This window comes from Providencia sp. PROV156, assembly GCF_028480905.1.
GTDB classification, from domain to species: domain Bacteria; phylum Pseudomonadota; class Gammaproteobacteria; order Enterobacterales; family Enterobacteriaceae; genus Providencia; species Providencia hangzhouensis.
In genome coordinates this window covers 76,755-91,773 of record NZ_JAMPPE010000002.1, presented here as the reverse complement: position 1 = coordinate 91,773, position 15,019 = coordinate 76,755, and the positions used below count along the sequence as shown (strand labels likewise).

The following is a 15,019-nucleotide window of genomic DNA, read 5'->3' as shown; positions in this document are numbered from 1 at the left end:
AAAAATGACAGCAAATTAAGATAACCCGGTCTATTTCTTCTTTATAACGGGTGCCTTATCACATTTACCTGTGGATAAAAAGCATAAAAACTGTGTAAAAGAATGGAGATCTCTGACTAATTTTGCGGTATGATCGCAGGTCTATTTCTGATCTAACGATCGGCAATATGCAGTAAGTAAGAGTTAATCTAAAACATTTTTGGGTCATGCTACTACATGCTATTAAACTACATGCGATTAAAAGTAAGCCCGAGAAATTTCTTTGTTTACATCCGTACTTCTTGTTCCATTGACCTTGTTTAGGGGAGTCCAACGTGTCACTTTCGCTTTGGCAGCAATGTCTTGCCCGATTGCAGGATGAACTACCTGCCACAGAATTCAGTATGTGGATACGCCCCCTTCAAGCTGAATTAAACGACAATACACTGGCACTTTATGCCCCAAATCGTTTCGTTCTCGACTGGGTTAGAGACAAGTATATCAATAATATCAATGAATTATTGAATGACTTTTGTGGAACTGACGCGCCTGCACTACACTTTGAGGTAGGCAACAAACCGATTACAGTCGCACCGGCAGCAACGCAAGCTCGTACCGCTCAACAAGTACCTGCGTTTGCCGTTCCGTCAGCCCCAATTAAACCGAGTTGGGACAACTCAGCCAAAGTACAACCAGAAGTTGCTTATCGTTCAAATGTAAACCCTAAGCACACTTTTGATAACTTTGTTGAAGGTAAATCGAACCAATTGGCTCGCGCCGCAGCGAGGCAAGTGGCAGAAAATCCAGGTGGGGCCTACAACCCATTATTTCTTTATGGTGGGACAGGTTTAGGTAAAACCCACTTATTACATGCTGTCGGCAATAGTATTATGCAGCATAAAGCCAACGCTCGCGTGGTTTATATGCATTCAGAACGTTTTGTTCAAGATATGGTCAAAGCTCTACAGAACAACGCAATTGAAGAATTTAAACGTTATTACCGTTCTGTAGATGCATTGCTTATTGACGATATCCAGTTTTTTGCTAACAAAGAGCGCTCGCAAGAAGAGTTTTTCCATACTTTTAATGCGCTACTTGAAGGTAATCAACAAATTATTTTGACCTCCGACCGTTACCCAAAAGAAATTAACGGTGTGGAAGATCGCTTAAAATCGCGTTTTGGCTGGGGTTTAACCGTGGCAATCGAGCCTCCTGAGTTAGAGACTCGCGTGGCGATTTTAATGAAAAAAGCAGATGAAAATGAGATTCAACTTCCGGGTGAAGTGGCCTTTTTCATCGCCAAGCGCCTTCGTTCGAACGTTCGTGAGTTAGAAGGGGCGTTAAATCGTGTCATTGCCAACGCAAACTTTACTGGCCGCGCGATTACTATCGATTTTGTCAGAGAAGCACTGCGTGACCTATTAGCACTACAAGAAAAACTGGTAACTATTGATAATATTCAAAAAACAGTTGCTGAATATTATAAAATTAAGGTAGCAGATTTACTGTCTAAACGCCGTTCCCGTTCTGTCGCACGTCCGCGTCAAATGGCAATGGCACTGGCGAAAGAGCTGACTAACCATAGTTTACCTGAAATCGGGGATGCCTTTGGCGGCCGTGACCATACCACGGTGTTACATGCTTGTCGTAAAATTGAACAATTACGGGAAGAAAGCCATGACATCAAAGAAGATTTTTCTAATTTAATCAGAACATTATCATCTTAATTGCTATGAAATTTACAATAGAACGCGAGCAGTTATTAAAACCGTTACAACAGGTTAGTGGTCCTTTAGGTGGGCGTCCAACTCTGCCTATTTTAGGTAACCTTTTATTACAGGTAAAAGAAGGCACCCTCCAACTCACTGGAACCGACCTTGAAATGGAGATGATGGCCAATGTTGCCCTAACTGGGGAACATGAAATTGGCGCAACGACCGTGCCCGCACGCAAGTTTTTTGATATCTGGCGTGGGTTACCTGAAGGTTCTGAAATTCATGTAGAGCTGAATGATGACAGACTGCTCGTCCGTTCTGGGCGTAGCCGCTTTTCATTATCCACATTGCCGGCCGCTGACTTTCCAAACTTGGATGACTGGCAAAGCGAAGTGGAATTTTCTCTTCCGCAATCAATACTGAAACGTTTAATTGAAGCCACTCAGTTTTCAATGGCGCACCAAGATGTCCGCTATTACCTCAACGGCATGCTATTTGAAACCGAAGATCAAATGCTCAGAACCGTTTCAACCGATGGGCACAGGCTTGCCGTGTGTGCGATGGATATTGGCCAATCGCTCCCCTCTCATTCAGTGATAGTACCTCGTAAAGGGGTTATTGAGCTAATGCGTTTGTTAGATGGTGGTGACACCCCTCTACAACTGCAAATCGGCAGTAATAATATTCGCGCTCACGTGGGGGACTTTATCTTTACCTCTAAATTGGTTGATGGCCGTTTTCCTGATTACCGCCGAGTACTACCAAAAAACCCAGATAAAACCTTAGAAGCACGCTGTGATTTACTTAAACAAGCATTTTCGCGCGCGGCTATTTTATCGAATGAAAAATTCCGTGGTGTCCGTCTGTATTTCAGTGAAAACCAATTACGCATCACTGCCAATAACCCAGAGCAAGAAGAAGCTGAAGAAATTGTTGATGTAAGCTACCAAGGTACTGAGATGGAAATTGGCTTTAACGTCAGCTACATCTTAGATGTCTTAAATGCGCTAAAAAGTGAAAATGTGCAACTTCTGTTAACCGACGCCGTTTCCAGTGTGCAGATTGAAGACGCTGATAGTAAAGCAGCCGTGTATGTTGTCATGCCAATGCGCTTGTAATCGGTATTTATGATCCTTTCGCGTTTATTGATCCGTGATTTTCGAAATATTGAAAACGCGGATCTCTCCCTTGCTAATGGGTTCAATTTTTTAATTGGCCCCAATGGGAGCGGAAAAACTAGCATATTGGAAGCCATATATACACTCGGTCATGGTCGTGCATTTCGCAGCATTCAAGCGAACCGGGTTATTCGTCATGAGCAAGAACAATTCATTCTTCATGGTAAACTTAGCCATTTAGATGAACAGCGAAAAGACCTTTCATTAGGTTTAAGCAAAAACCGTGATGGTGACAGTAAAGTTCGAATAGACGGTACTGATGGCCATAAAATTGCAGAACTAGCAAAATTATTGCCAATGCAATTGATTACCCCAGAAGGGTTTACCTTGCTAAACGGTGGCCCTAAATATCGACGGGCTTTTATTGATTGGGGTTGTTTTCACAATGACCCACTGTTTTTTTCAGTATGGTCAGATTTAAAACGGTTATTAAAGCAACGTAATGCCGCTTTACGACAAGTTACCCGTTATGAGCAAATTCGTCATTGGGATAAACAACTGGCACCGCTTTCTGAGCAAATAAGCCAATGGCGTCATGACTATATTGCAGGTATTGCCGAAAACATTGAGCAAACTTGCCAACAGTTTTTACCCGAATTTTCACTCTCGGTATCCTTCCAACGTGGTTGGGATAAAGAAATTGATTATTCAGAACAATTAGAGCGCCAATTTGAGCGTGATAGAGCACTAACCTATACCGCTTCAGGGCCACATAAAGCGGATTTGCGTATACGAGCAAATGGAACCCCTGTTGAAGATATGCTTTCGCGGGGGCAATTGAAGCTACTTATGTGTGCATTAAGGTTAGCGCAGGGTGAATTTTTCACCCATCAGAGCGGGCAACGATGCCTGTATCTACTGGATGATTTTGCTTCTGAACTTGATGCAGGCCGTCGCCAATTGCTGGCAGCCCGCCTCAAAGCTACACAAGCGCAAGTGTTTGTCAGTGCCATTACACCTGAGCAAGTTAATGATATGATAGATGCAAATAGCAAGATGTTTAGTGTAGAACATGGCAAAATAGAAGTTCAACCTCAGGAATAGAAAGAGCAGGAAACGTTGATGTCGAATACATATGACTCCTCAAGTATCAAGGTATTAAAAGGACTGGATGCGGTGCGTAAGCGCCCGGGCATGTATATCGGTGATACAGACGATGGAACAGGTCTTCATCACATGGTTTTCGAGGTTGTCGACAACGCTATCGACGAAGCCCTCGCAGGCTTTTGTGATGATATCGTGATCACTATCCATGCCGATAACTCTATCTCCGTACAGGATGATGGACGTGGTATCCCTACAGGTATCCACGAAGAAGAAGGCGTCTCCGCCGCAGAGGTTATCATGACCGTTCTGCACGCTGGCGGAAAATTTGATGATAACTCCTATAAAGTCTCCGGTGGTTTACACGGTGTTGGGGTTTCCGTTGTTAACGCCTTATCTGAAAAATTAGAATTAGTTATCCGCCGTGATGGCAAAGTTCATGAGCAAATCTACAAACACGGTGAGCCTCAAGGGCCTCTGACTGTAGTCGGCGAAACCGACCAAACAGGAACACGCGTTCGTTTTTGGCCAAGCATGGACACCTTCAAAGGTGTGACTGAATTTGAATACGACGTCTTAGCAAAACGCTTACGTGAGTTATCGTTCCTAAACTCAGGTGTTTCTATTAAGCTCGTCGATAAACGCGATGGCAAAGAAGACCATTTCCATTATGAAGGCGGTATTAAAGCCTTTGTTGAGTATTTAAGCCGTAACAAAACCCCTATCCACCCTTCTGTCTTTTATTTTTCAACTGAAAAAGACGGTATTGGCGTCGAAGTTTCAATGCAGTGGAATGATGGTTTCCAAGAAAACGTATACTGCTTCACCAATAACATTCCTCAGCGTGATGGGGGAACTCACCTCGCTGGTTTCCGTGCAGCAATGACGCGTACATTGAATAACTACATGGAAAAAGAAGGCTATCAGAAGAAAAGCAAAGTCAACGCAACCGGTGACGATGCACGTGAAGGCCTGATTGCAGTTATTTCAGTAAAAGTTCCAGACCCTAAATTCTCATCACAGACCAAAGAAAAATTGGTCTCTTCCGAAGTGAAAACGGCGGTTGAAACGATGATGAATGAGAAATTAGTTGAGTATTTACTGGAAAACCCAAACGACGCGAAAATCGTTGTGGGTAAAATCATCGATGCAGCACGCGCACGTGAAGCAGCACGTAAAGCCCGCGAAATGACTCGCCGTAAAGGCGCGTTAGACTTAGCTGGCTTGCCAGGTAAACTGGCTGACTGCCAAGAACGTGACCCTGCGCTATCTGAACTGTACCTTGTGGAAGGGGACTCCGCGGGCGGATCTGCAAAACAAGGCCGTAACCGTAAGAACCAAGCCATTTTGCCACTGAAAGGTAAAATTCTAAACGTAGAGAAAGCGCGTTTCGATAAAATGCTTTCTTCACAAGAAGTTGCAACCCTGATTACGGCATTAGGTTGTGGTATTGGTCGCGATGAATATAACCCAGACAAACTGCGTTATCACAGCATCATTATCATGACGGATGCGGACGTCGATGGTTCGCACATTCGTACGTTACTGTTGACCTTCTTCTACCGCCAAATGCCTGAAATTGTTGAACGTGGTCATATCTTTATCGCTCAACCACCTCTGTATAAAGTGAAACGTGGTAAACAAGAGCAATACATTAAAGATGACGATGCGATGGACGATTACCTGATTTCTATCGCCCTTGATGGTGCTGAACTGCATTTAAGTGCCGAAGCTCCAGCAATGAAAGGCGAAGAACTGGAAAAACTGGTTGTCGAATATAATGCCGCACACCGTATTATTCGTCGTCTTGAGCGCCTTTACCCTCAAACCCTACTTAACAGCTTGGTTTATCAGTCAACCTTGACTGAAGATGATTTAAAAGTCAGCGAAAAAGTGGAAGAATGGGCTAAAACTCTGGTTAAGCGCTTAGAAGATAACGAGCAATTCGGTAGCACATATAGTTATACCATTAACGAAAACCGTGAACGTCAATTATTCGAACCAACTATTCGTATTCGCACCCATGGTGTTGATACCGACTATAATCTCGATTTTGATTTTGTTCATGGCAGTGAATACCGCCGTATCACTCATTTAGGTGACTTAATCAGTGGCTTAATTGAAGAAGGTGCTTACATCAAGCGTGGTGAACGCCGTCAAGATATCAGTAACTTCGAAGAAGCTTTGGCTTGGTTAACACGTGAGTCACGTCGCGGCCTATACGTACAGCGTTATAAAGGTCTTGGTGAAATGAACCCTGAGCAACTTTGGGAAACCACCATGAACCCTGAGACGCGCCGTATGATGCGTGTAACGGTGAAAGATGCAATTGCAACCGACTTACTATTCACCACATTAATGGGTGATGCTGTTGAGCCGCGCCGTGCATTTATCGAAGAGAATGCATTAAAAGCAGCAAATATTGATATTTAACTATTCTGCTAATTAAACGTTATTCAATAACCCCATACGAAAGTTTGGGGTTATTTTTTATGATTTTTTTTATAGCTATTATTTTATTTTTACCATTTAATCCAACCAATAATAAAATAATAAAAAAACAAAACCAATCAATAAAAAGCCTCTTCGTAAAAAACAAAACAATTAAAAATAAAACTTATCACTTTAATTAATAACGTTTTTTTATTTTTAAAACTGTCATAAAAGATAAATATATTATAAATAAACTCCGCCAAATGAAATTTTTACCAATAGCATCGGCGGAGTTATAATGAGAAAAATTTTTATTTCAGCATCAATGACCTTATTGCCATTCATATTCACCAATACTCTAACAGCAAAAACGAATCTTTTAGAATTAGAGAAAAATATTATCGATACAAGAAATGCATGGCTTGAAGATATAAAGCACAATATTATTAATGATACACCTAAAGAAGGTAGCGAAGTTGCTGAGCAAGATAGGCTGATTAGTAACGAATACATCAATATTACAGGTGAAAGGAAAAATTTAGCACTCGCGGATAAATCCCAAAACTCAGGTTATTTATTTAATAGTTATCAAACCATCCTGTTTGGCGAACATGATATTAACCTAAGAAACCATAGCCAATACAAAGAAATCAATTTATTACATGACACAAGCACTCGTGCTTATGATGAAAAAAAGCAGCGTACTCGGTCAGTCGATTTTATTCTTAAAGACCATTTTAAACGCGGTCGCCCTTATCAAGTGTTGAATGATGAAGGCCATTATATTGCGGGCTACTCACAAATACAGGGCTCATCTTACCCTAGTGGCCATACGTGGAATGGTTTTAAACAAGCTGCCGTATTAGCGATGATTTTCCCTGAAAAAGGCAGTGAAACGTTCAACCGAGCGATTGAATACGGTGAAAGCCGCGTGATTGTTGGCGCACACTTCGCCACCGATACCATCGCTTCCCGTGTAGGTAATTATTATTTATTATCACAGCTACTATCCGATGAAAAAAACACCAAATTCATTGTTGAATCGGCAAAAAATATTCGTAATGACATTTCATCATCATGTTCAAATAACATACAAAATTGCCTAACCGTTTCTTCCCCTATTACCAATGACCACATTGGTTATTATGGAAAAAAAGAAATACAAGATACACCAATGATCGACCCTAAAAATATCCCTAAAACGGCGGGTTATTTACTTCGATTACGTTTCCCTTACTTGAATAATGCACAATGGAATAATATTTTAGCCAGCACGGCATATCCAAGCCAGTCAATTGCGGGTTGGAATATCAAAGAAAATGATCCGAACTCTTATTGGGGATTAATTAACCTACCTGCGGCTTATCAGGGTCCCGCTTATTTATATGAAAACTTTATCGTCAACCAAAACACTAATGACTTTGATATTGCTAATTTTGGAAAGTTAGATGAATGGACAAACAATATACAAGGCACAGGAAAGTTAACGAAACAGGGCCAAGGAACATTAGTATTATCTGGTAACAATACCTTCGGAGGCTTTACAGTAAACCAAGGCCATTTAGTCTTAACGGGTGAAAATAAATACTCGCAAAAATCCTATATTAATGGCGGAACCGTCACCCTGAAAAAAACCTTAAACTCTTCATTAGATATCAATAAAGGCGCGCTGGTCCTAGATAACGGCAAAATCGGAGCTTCCGTTAATATTAACCACCACGGTTTACTAACGGGCAATGGAAGCATTCATCAATTAACCGCCAACCAAGGCGCTGTTGTTGCACCAGGCCATTCAGTTGGCACAATTAATATTGTTGATTCCGTGAGTTTTGCACCAGATAGCCATTATTTGGTTGAAATCAATCCAGCAGGTAAAAACGATAAGATCATCAGCCAAGGCTCAGCTTCATTAAAGGGCGGGACCGTCAGTGTCACTCTTGAAAATCAAAATAGCCCGCTTTCTAAGCAAGATATCAACCAACTATTTGATACACAATATACGATATTAACTGCTCAAAAAGGGATTGATGGCCAATTTGATGCCGTTGTACCTAATTACCAGTTTATTGGAACGACGCTAAATTACTCCCCCAAAGAAGTCACACTTAAAATAGGGCGTAATAACACGGCATTTTCCAGCACGGCAGCAACACAAAACCAAATCGCAGTGGCTGAAGCCATTGAAACACTTCCTACGCACCATGCGCTTTATGAACAAACGTTGAAAAGCCAAACAAAACAACAAGCTCAAACGATATTTAGCAATGTCACAGGCCAAATATACGCTGACGTATTATCCAATCAAATAAATAATAGCCGTCAGATTAAAGAAACACTACTTGAGCAAGCTCGCTTATCTGAATCATGGGGTAGCGAAAACAAAGGCAATGTGTGGGTCAAAATGCTCTATGATTGGGATAAAACGACCGACGATAACAATGCCACTGGGTATAAATCATCAAATTATGGTTTATTGCTTGGGGCAAATCGACGTTTTATTAACGAAAAAATGACATTAGGTATCGCCGCAGGTTTTAGCCAAAGTGACTTATCTAACCACTTTGACCACGCTAATAGTAATAACTACCATGCCGCCATTTATGGTAGCGCTTTATGGCAACCTATCGCGGTTCGTGCAGGGCTCGGTCACACTTCACATCTCATTCATACCGAACGCTCAATCAGTGATGGTACAAGTCACTCATCGAGCTATTATACCAATACACATCAAGCAGTTATGGAGCTGGCCTATCCAATTAACTCAAAAGGGATAAATATTGAGCCATTTACCAATCTCACTTATATCAGCGCAATGAATCATGCTATTAATGAGAACATCAACAGCACATCACTACAGGCACGTAAACAGCGCATCAATACGGTGTTATCAACCCTTGGGCTACGCCTTGATAACCAATGGAAATTGAGTAAAACATCAAATATAGGTTTACACGGTGAGCTTAACTGGCAATATCAATATGGGAATTTAAATAGAGGAATAAAATTGAATTTTACCGATACCGCGAGCTCATTTACAACACATAGTGTTCCTGCATCACGCCATGGTGTCGCATTAAAAGTCGGTACCGATATCAATATAAAAGAAAATACTAAGCTATCAATTAATTATAATAAATTTTTATCAAAAAATTATCACGATAACAATATTGATGCCAAAATTGCGGTAACTTTCTAACTCAATACTTTACCTCCCCTCGCAACTTGTGGGGGGCAGGTCATGACTAAACATCACGAGATTTTACAGTTTTTTACGCCACTATTTTGATTATCTTATCTTTTTTTATGTTATAAACAAACAACGCCCTAAGTTAATTAGATGTTAATTAACTATTTTTTAATTGTCTCTATAACCTCAGGTAAGGTCAAAAATACGTAAAATAACACTATGATACGCCAACTTATTATTTCAATTTATGCATTATTGATATCTATCACCCCTGTATTTTTCAGTGGAGATGCCAGCATTATGGCTGACATTGCCATCGTCATTTCAGGGGCGCTGATAATACTGTTATGTGCTGGTATTTATCGCTTTTTGCTTGGCAAAATTTTCACTGTGTTTGTTTCACTCCTGTGGGCTCTCAATTTATCTGTTTCATTCTTCTTTTATCAAAAACACGATATCCGCTTTTCTTCTTCGATTGCAGAAACTTTTATCAATACCAATAGCAGTGAAACCGTAGGAATGCTTTCCTATAACATTGGTTATGTTATTTTTTATTTATTTGTTTTTTCTGCTTATTTAGCATGTATTCATCAATGTGCAAAATACATGAATCGTCGTATAACAACGACAAGTATGGCTCTACTTTGTGGCTATCTATTAGCTATTCCAACCTATTACGCCTCATTACTAAGCAAGCCTGATAGCGCGTTATTGATCACAGAAAAATACTTCTTAAATACCCCTTTCTACAATGCGGCGGCTTTAGTCAAAAATTTGTATGAAAACCGGGGCATAAAAAAAATATCATCACAAAAGGTCGCATTTAACTACCAGAAAAAAGCGTCTGAAACTGAAATCTATGTGCTTGTCATTGGTGAGTCATTGCGCCGTGATCATATGGGTTTTTACGGCTATCAGTATGATACAACGCCTAACTTAAATAAGCGCAAATCACAAATATTGGCGTTTCAACAAGCTTATTCCCCTGCACCTGTGACTATCTTGTCAGTCCCTATTTCACTGTCTAATATTCGCTTTGAGCAAATGCAGGATAAATCACACTATTCGGACAATATCATTTCATTAGCCAATCATGCGGGCTTTAAAACCTATTGGGTCAGCAACCAGGGAAAAACCAATAAACGTACCAGTATCATTTCTGCTATTGCTTCTATGTCACAAAAGAAAACGTGGAACGAATTTGTCGGCTACGATGAAGAGCTGCAAGATGACTTCAATAACGCGATCAATGACCCTACTGATAAGAAAAAACTCATTGTGTTACATACTTATGGCAGCCATGAACCTGCCTGTAACCGCTTTCCTGAAGATGAGCTAAAAACATTTAGTGGCCAAGACGATGACGATTGCTATGACAGTTCAATTGCTTATACCGATAAATTTATCGAAAGCCTAATGCAACAACTCGAAGGGAAACCTGCGACTTTGATGTACTATTCAGACCACGCATTACAACGCCTAGACAGCGATAACAATATTCACTACCACCATGGCGTTAACAACCCAAGAAAAGAAGCCTATGAAATCCCCTTGCTGATTTGGTACAGTCAAAGCGCCAGTAAACCAAGTATCAGCCCAGAAAATTTACAGTCTCCCTATTCTACTGCGAATAATTATTGGCTAATCAGTGATTGGCTTAATATACAACAAGGTTCACAGCAAGCTTGCTTATCACCTTTACGTGAATGTTATCAACCCAATAAAAATATTCAGGTAATCGATGGCAATCGAAATATTTTATCCATTAGCCAATTACCTTCTGAGACGATAGATCCACAATAAAACTCGATATTTTGCGAATATTTGCCCATAGTTAACAAATATGAATCCTGCTTACCTATCGAGGTTTTAATGTTCGATTTAGTTTTTTTACGTGAATTACTGGTGTCTAGTGTTCACGTACTCCAGTTACTTTTAGAAGCAATTTCAGTCATCTGCGTGGTGATTGGGTTAATCAAGACCCTAATCGTGTGGATGAAAACCCAAAAAGCACGTACCGCTCGCTATTGTTTTGGTGATTGGTTAGCGACTGCATTGGAGTTCCAACTCGCTGCGGATATTTTAGCAACGACCGTCGACCCTGATTTAGATAGCCTCATCAAATTAGGTATTATTGCCGTGATCCGAACATTCTTGAACTACTTCTTGGCAAAAGAGTTAGAACACCAGCCACCGCAGAATGAACCTGCTCGTCAGTAATTTAGGTACAAAAAAACCTGCATATTGAATTATGCAGGTTTATCGAATACGACTTATCGCTATGCCGCGCTTATAATAAAATTCTTAGCATGCGGCGAAGAGGCTCGGCGGCTCCCCACAATAATTGGTCACCAACCGTAAAGGCAGATAAGTATTCAGGGCCCATATTCAGTTTACGCAAGCGACCAACAGGAGTGCTAAGCGTACCAGTAACTGCCGCTGGAGTTAACTCACGCATAGTGATTTCGCGGTCATTAGGAACCACTTTCACCCAATCATTATGTGAGGCAAGCAATTGCTCAACTTCATTCAACGGAACATCTTTTTTCAACTTCAATGTGAAAGCTTGGCTATGACAGCGCAGCGCACCAATACGTACACATAAACCATCAACTGGAATAATGTTATTGCCTGTTGCAAGAATTTTGTTCGTTTCCGCTTGACCTTTCCATTCTTCACGACTTTGACCGTTTTCTAATGCTTTATCAATCCATGGGATCAGGCTGCCCGCTAATGGTACACCGAACGCATCCGTTGGCATTGTGCCACTACGAGTGAAATCTGTGACTTTTTTCTCAATATCTAAAATAGCAGAAGCTGGGTCTTGGAGTTCTTTAGCGACCTGAGTATGTAAAGACCCCATTTGTGCCAGAAGCTCACGCATATTACGAGCCCCTGCCCCTGATGCTGCTTGATAAGTTGCAACAGATGCCCATTCCACTAAATTATTAGTGAACAACCCACCTAAAGACATCAACATCAGGCTTACCGTACAGTTACCACCAACAAAGGTCTTAATGCCTTTATTTAACCCATCTTGGATATGTTGGTTATTCACTGGGTCAAGAATAATGATCGCGTCATCTTTCATACGTAATGAAGACGCCGCATCAATCCAGTAACCATTCCAACCAGACTCACGAAGTTTAGGATAAACTTCATTAGTGTAATCACCACCTTGGCAGCTAATAATAATATCCAGCGCTTTTAATGCATCAATATCAAAGGCATCCTGTAAAACACCACGGTGACCACCGTAAACAGGTGCTTCGGCACCATGTTGTGATGTGGTAAAGAAAACAGGATGAATCGCATCAAAATCACGTTCTTCTACCATTCTCTGCATCAATACTGAGCCGACCATTCCTCGCCAGCCAACAAACCCTACATTTTTCATTTTTACTCACCCTGTTCGTTTAAATTTTTACCAAGAAATTTCTAGTTTCGACTCCACAAAGTAAATACCGTCATTGTTATCATTCATTCAGTATTCACAAAAATTGAAGCTAGAAATTTTTCGGATATATTAAACCTGACAAAATATGCATCTATGTGCAAGTGAATTTCATCACTAATAATAAGAAGATTAGTAATCATGCTAATAATCGAGGGAATCAGTGGACAAAAAAACAAATAAAAAAAGCCACGGCAGAGAGCAATAATCTGCAATGGCTAAGCGGATAAAATATAAAACGATACAGGAAATTTTATAATTATATTTAAATTCAATAACTAACGTTTTTTCTTGCAGCCTTGAACTGCTTTAAAGCGCGGGTTTGTTTTACAAATGACATACACCCGCCCACGACGGCGAACAATTTGGCAATCTGGATGACGGGTTTTTGCCGTTTTTAATGAACTCAGTACTTTCATCTTTATTTACCCTCTGACTGTAAAAAACGACCAAAGCGTTTCTGGAACTGTGCCGTTTTACCTTCCTGAGAAATCATTTTCTGTTTACCGGTATAAAACGGATGTGACTGAGAAGAGACATCAAGCGTGACATATGGAAATATTTCACCCTCATACTCGATTGTTTTTTCAGTTTTTATTGTTGAACCTACTTTAAAATAGGCGTCTGCACTTGTGTCATGGAAAACCACGGTGCGGTATTGTGGATGGATCCCCTGTTTCATAATAACCACCTAGATGTAATGTTATAATATAACAATAACGCATTTAAAATAGTGGTGCAATTATTTTTTATTCAAAAAGGTTCAAAAAGGCTAAAAGTTAAGAAAAGGTGCCATATACAAAATAAAAACCAAAACAGTAATTTATCCTCTGATGAACTTTTGTATAATTAGATCAGTAGATTCCATCATTTATTATTTATCAAATAGATACGTTATCTTTTTAATAAATAAACCATTAGGGGAAGATGAAAATGTATTACGGCTTTGACATGGGCGGGACAAAAATTGAACTTGCCGTCTTTGACAACGAATTAAATCAGGTCTGGCAAAAGCGTGTTCCTACACCCAAAGATGACTACCAAACGCTCTTAAATACATTTCTCGAGCTCACACAAGAAGCAGATGAAAAATTTAACTGCCAAGGAAAAGTAGGTGTTGGCGTTCCCGGTATCGTAAACCATGCTGAAGGAACCGTATTTACAACCAATGTCCCTACTGCACAATACAAACCTTTAATTCATGACCTTGCAAATATATTACAACGCCCAGTAAAAGTAGAAAATGATGCAAATTGCTTTGCATTATCAGAAGCTTGGGACCCTGACTTCAAACGCTACCCTACCGTCCTTGGTTTAATTTTAGGGACAGGTGTGGGCGGTGGGTTTATTATAAATGGCAAAGTTTTATCTGGTAAAAATGGAATCGCTGGAGAAATAGGCCACATGAACCTCAGCGTTCGTGGAGCCAAGCTATTAGGGGAAAAAGTTCCTGAAATAACTTGCGGCTGTGGCCAAACTGCTTGTTTTGAAACCTACCTATCAGGCCCAGGCTTTGAGCGTATTTATTCCTCATTCACCAATGAAAAACGTTCCGCTATCGAAATTATCGAACAATATAAACAAGGTGATATTCAAGCAAAAGAACATGTTAACCGCTATATGTCATTACTTGCGATGTTTATGGGGCAAATTGTCACTGTTTTTGACCCCGATTTAGTGGTTATTGGCGGAGGTTTGTCACAGTTTGAAGAGATCTATAAACAACTACCAGAAGTGCTTCCACAATACCTTTATGGCATCGCAACACTACCTGCAATTGAAAAAGCACGTTATGGTGACTCTGGAGGTGCACGAGGTGCGGCATTCCTGAACTTGATAGACTAATCTTACTTTTTTGCGCTTCATAGATGCTTTAAACAGTGAAGCGCAAATTTATCACCTTAATCAACTCTATTCTCCCCATTTTGTACTTTAAACCCCCATTCTTTGTTTGAGAATGATTATCATCAACTTAACGATTAATGGTAAAATTCTCTCCTATCAATGCCCTGTTATTATCGATAAGACT

The 15,019-nt window shown here is 40.3% G+C and carries 11 protein-coding genes; 8 read left to right on the top strand and 3 right to left on the bottom strand.

What is annotated here, in order from left to right; genetic code table 11:
* Nucleotides 1–314 precede the first annotated feature (314 nt).
* The 7 genes from dnaA to PSF31_RS01590 all read left to right on the top strand — a co-directional run bounded on the left by dnaA (nt 315) and on the right by PSF31_RS01590 (nt 11,756).
* Nucleotides 315–1,706 (top strand): chromosomal replication initiator protein DnaA, encoded by a 1,392-nt coding sequence (gene dnaA / locus PSF31_RS01620; protein WP_004906241.1) that lies wholly within the window; start codon nt 315–317, stop codon nt 1,704–1,706.
* 5 nt (nt 1,707–1,711) lie between these two features.
* Nucleotides 1,712–2,812 carry a DNA polymerase III subunit beta gene (gene dnaN, locus PSF31_RS01615; protein ID WP_004906243.1) on the top strand — a complete coding sequence of 367 codons (1,101 nt, stop codon included), beginning with the start codon at nt 1,712–1,714 and terminating at the stop codon, nt 2,810–2,812.
* 9 nt (nt 2,813–2,821) lie between these two features.
* The gene (recF, locus tag PSF31_RS01610) at nt 2,822–3,916 is read left to right on the top strand and encodes a DNA replication/repair protein RecF (RefSeq protein ID WP_096863652.1); all 1,095 of its coding nucleotides are present in this window, start codon (nt 2,822–2,824) and stop codon (nt 3,914–3,916) included.
* An 18-nt stretch (nt 3,917–3,934) separates the two neighbouring features.
* A complete protein-coding gene (gyrB, locus tag PSF31_RS01605; RefSeq protein WP_096863653.1) occupies nt 3,935–6,349 on the top strand; it encodes a DNA topoisomerase (ATP-hydrolyzing) subunit B in 2,415 nt (804 codons plus the stop codon).
* Between the two features lie 298 nt (nt 6,350–6,647).
* Nucleotides 6,648–9,545 (top strand): autotransporter domain-containing protein, encoded by a 2,898-nt coding sequence (locus PSF31_RS01600; protein ID WP_164560856.1) that lies wholly within the window; start codon nt 6,648–6,650, stop codon nt 9,543–9,545.
* A 210-nt stretch (nt 9,546–9,755) separates the two neighbouring features.
* A complete protein-coding gene (locus tag PSF31_RS01595) occupies nt 9,756–11,339 on the top strand; it encodes a phosphoethanolamine transferase (RefSeq protein ID WP_110592765.1) in 1,584 nt (527 codons plus the stop codon).
* Between the two features lie 69 nt (nt 11,340–11,408).
* The gene (locus tag PSF31_RS01590; protein WP_094961986.1) at nt 11,409–11,756 is read left to right on the top strand and encodes a DUF1622 domain-containing protein; all 348 of its coding nucleotides are present in this window, start codon (nt 11,409–11,411) and stop codon (nt 11,754–11,756) included.
* 70 nt (nt 11,757–11,826) lie between these two features.
* On the opposite strand, the gene asd is transcribed toward PSF31_RS01590, so the two are convergent.
* The 3 genes from asd to PSF31_RS01575 all read right to left on the bottom strand — a co-directional run bounded on the left by asd (nt 11,827) and on the right by PSF31_RS01575 (nt 13,672).
* The gene (gene asd, locus PSF31_RS01585; RefSeq protein ID WP_004906258.1) at nt 11,827–12,933 is read right to left on the bottom strand and encodes an aspartate-semialdehyde dehydrogenase; all 1,107 of its coding nucleotides are present in this window, start codon (nt 12,931–12,933) and stop codon (nt 11,827–11,829) included.
* Nucleotides 12,934–13,268: 335 nt separating this feature from the next.
* Nucleotides 13,269–13,409, bottom strand: a complete 141-nt coding sequence (gene ykgO / locus PSF31_RS01580; RefSeq protein ID WP_004906260.1) for a type B 50S ribosomal protein L36 — start codon at nt 13,407–13,409, stop codon at nt 13,269–13,271.
* Nucleotides 13,410–13,411: 2 nt separating this feature from the next.
* Entirely contained in the window at nt 13,412–13,672 is a 261-nt protein-coding gene (locus tag PSF31_RS01575) for a type B 50S ribosomal protein L31 (protein WP_004906261.1), read from the bottom strand.
* A gap of 251 nt (nt 13,673–13,923) precedes the next feature.
* Here PSF31_RS01575 and nagK point away from each other — a divergent pair, with 251 nt between their 5' ends.
* Nucleotides 13,924–14,835, top strand: coding sequence for an N-acetylglucosamine kinase (nagK, locus tag PSF31_RS01570; protein WP_096863654.1), 912 nt, complete (start codon nt 13,924–13,926; stop codon nt 14,833–14,835).
* The last annotated feature ends 184 nt before the right edge of the window (nt 14,836–15,019 follow it).

Coding starts and splice junctions, on each gene's coding strand:
- dnaN (WP_004906243.1), top strand. CDS start 1,712: ATGAAATTTACAATAGAACGCGAGCAGTTATTAAAACCGTTACAACAG.
- recF (WP_096863652.1), top strand. CDS start 2,822: ATGATCCTTTCGCGTTTATTGATCCGTGATTTTCGAAATATTGAAAAC.
- gyrB (WP_096863653.1), top strand. CDS start 3,935: ATGTCGAATACATATGACTCCTCAAGTATCAAGGTATTAAAAGGACTG.
- PSF31_RS01600 (WP_164560856.1), top strand. CDS start 6,648: ATGAGAAAAATTTTTATTTCAGCATCAATGACCTTATTGCCATTCATA.
- PSF31_RS01595 (WP_110592765.1), top strand. CDS start 9,756: ATGATACGCCAACTTATTATTTCAATTTATGCATTATTGATATCTATC.
- PSF31_RS01590 (WP_094961986.1), top strand. CDS start 11,409: ATGTTCGATTTAGTTTTTTTACGTGAATTACTGGTGTCTAGTGTTCAC.
- asd (WP_004906258.1), bottom strand. CDS start 12,933: ATGAAAAATGTAGGGTTTGTTGGCTGGCGAGGAATGGTCGGCTCAGTA.
- ykgO (WP_004906260.1), bottom strand. CDS start 13,409: ATGAAAGTACTGAGTTCATTAAAAACGGCAAAAACCCGTCATCCAGAT.
- PSF31_RS01575 (WP_004906261.1), bottom strand. CDS start 13,672: ATGAAACAGGGGATCCATCCACAATACCGCACCGTGGTTTTCCATGAC.
- nagK (WP_096863654.1), top strand. CDS start 13,924: ATGTATTACGGCTTTGACATGGGCGGGACAAAAATTGAACTTGCCGTC.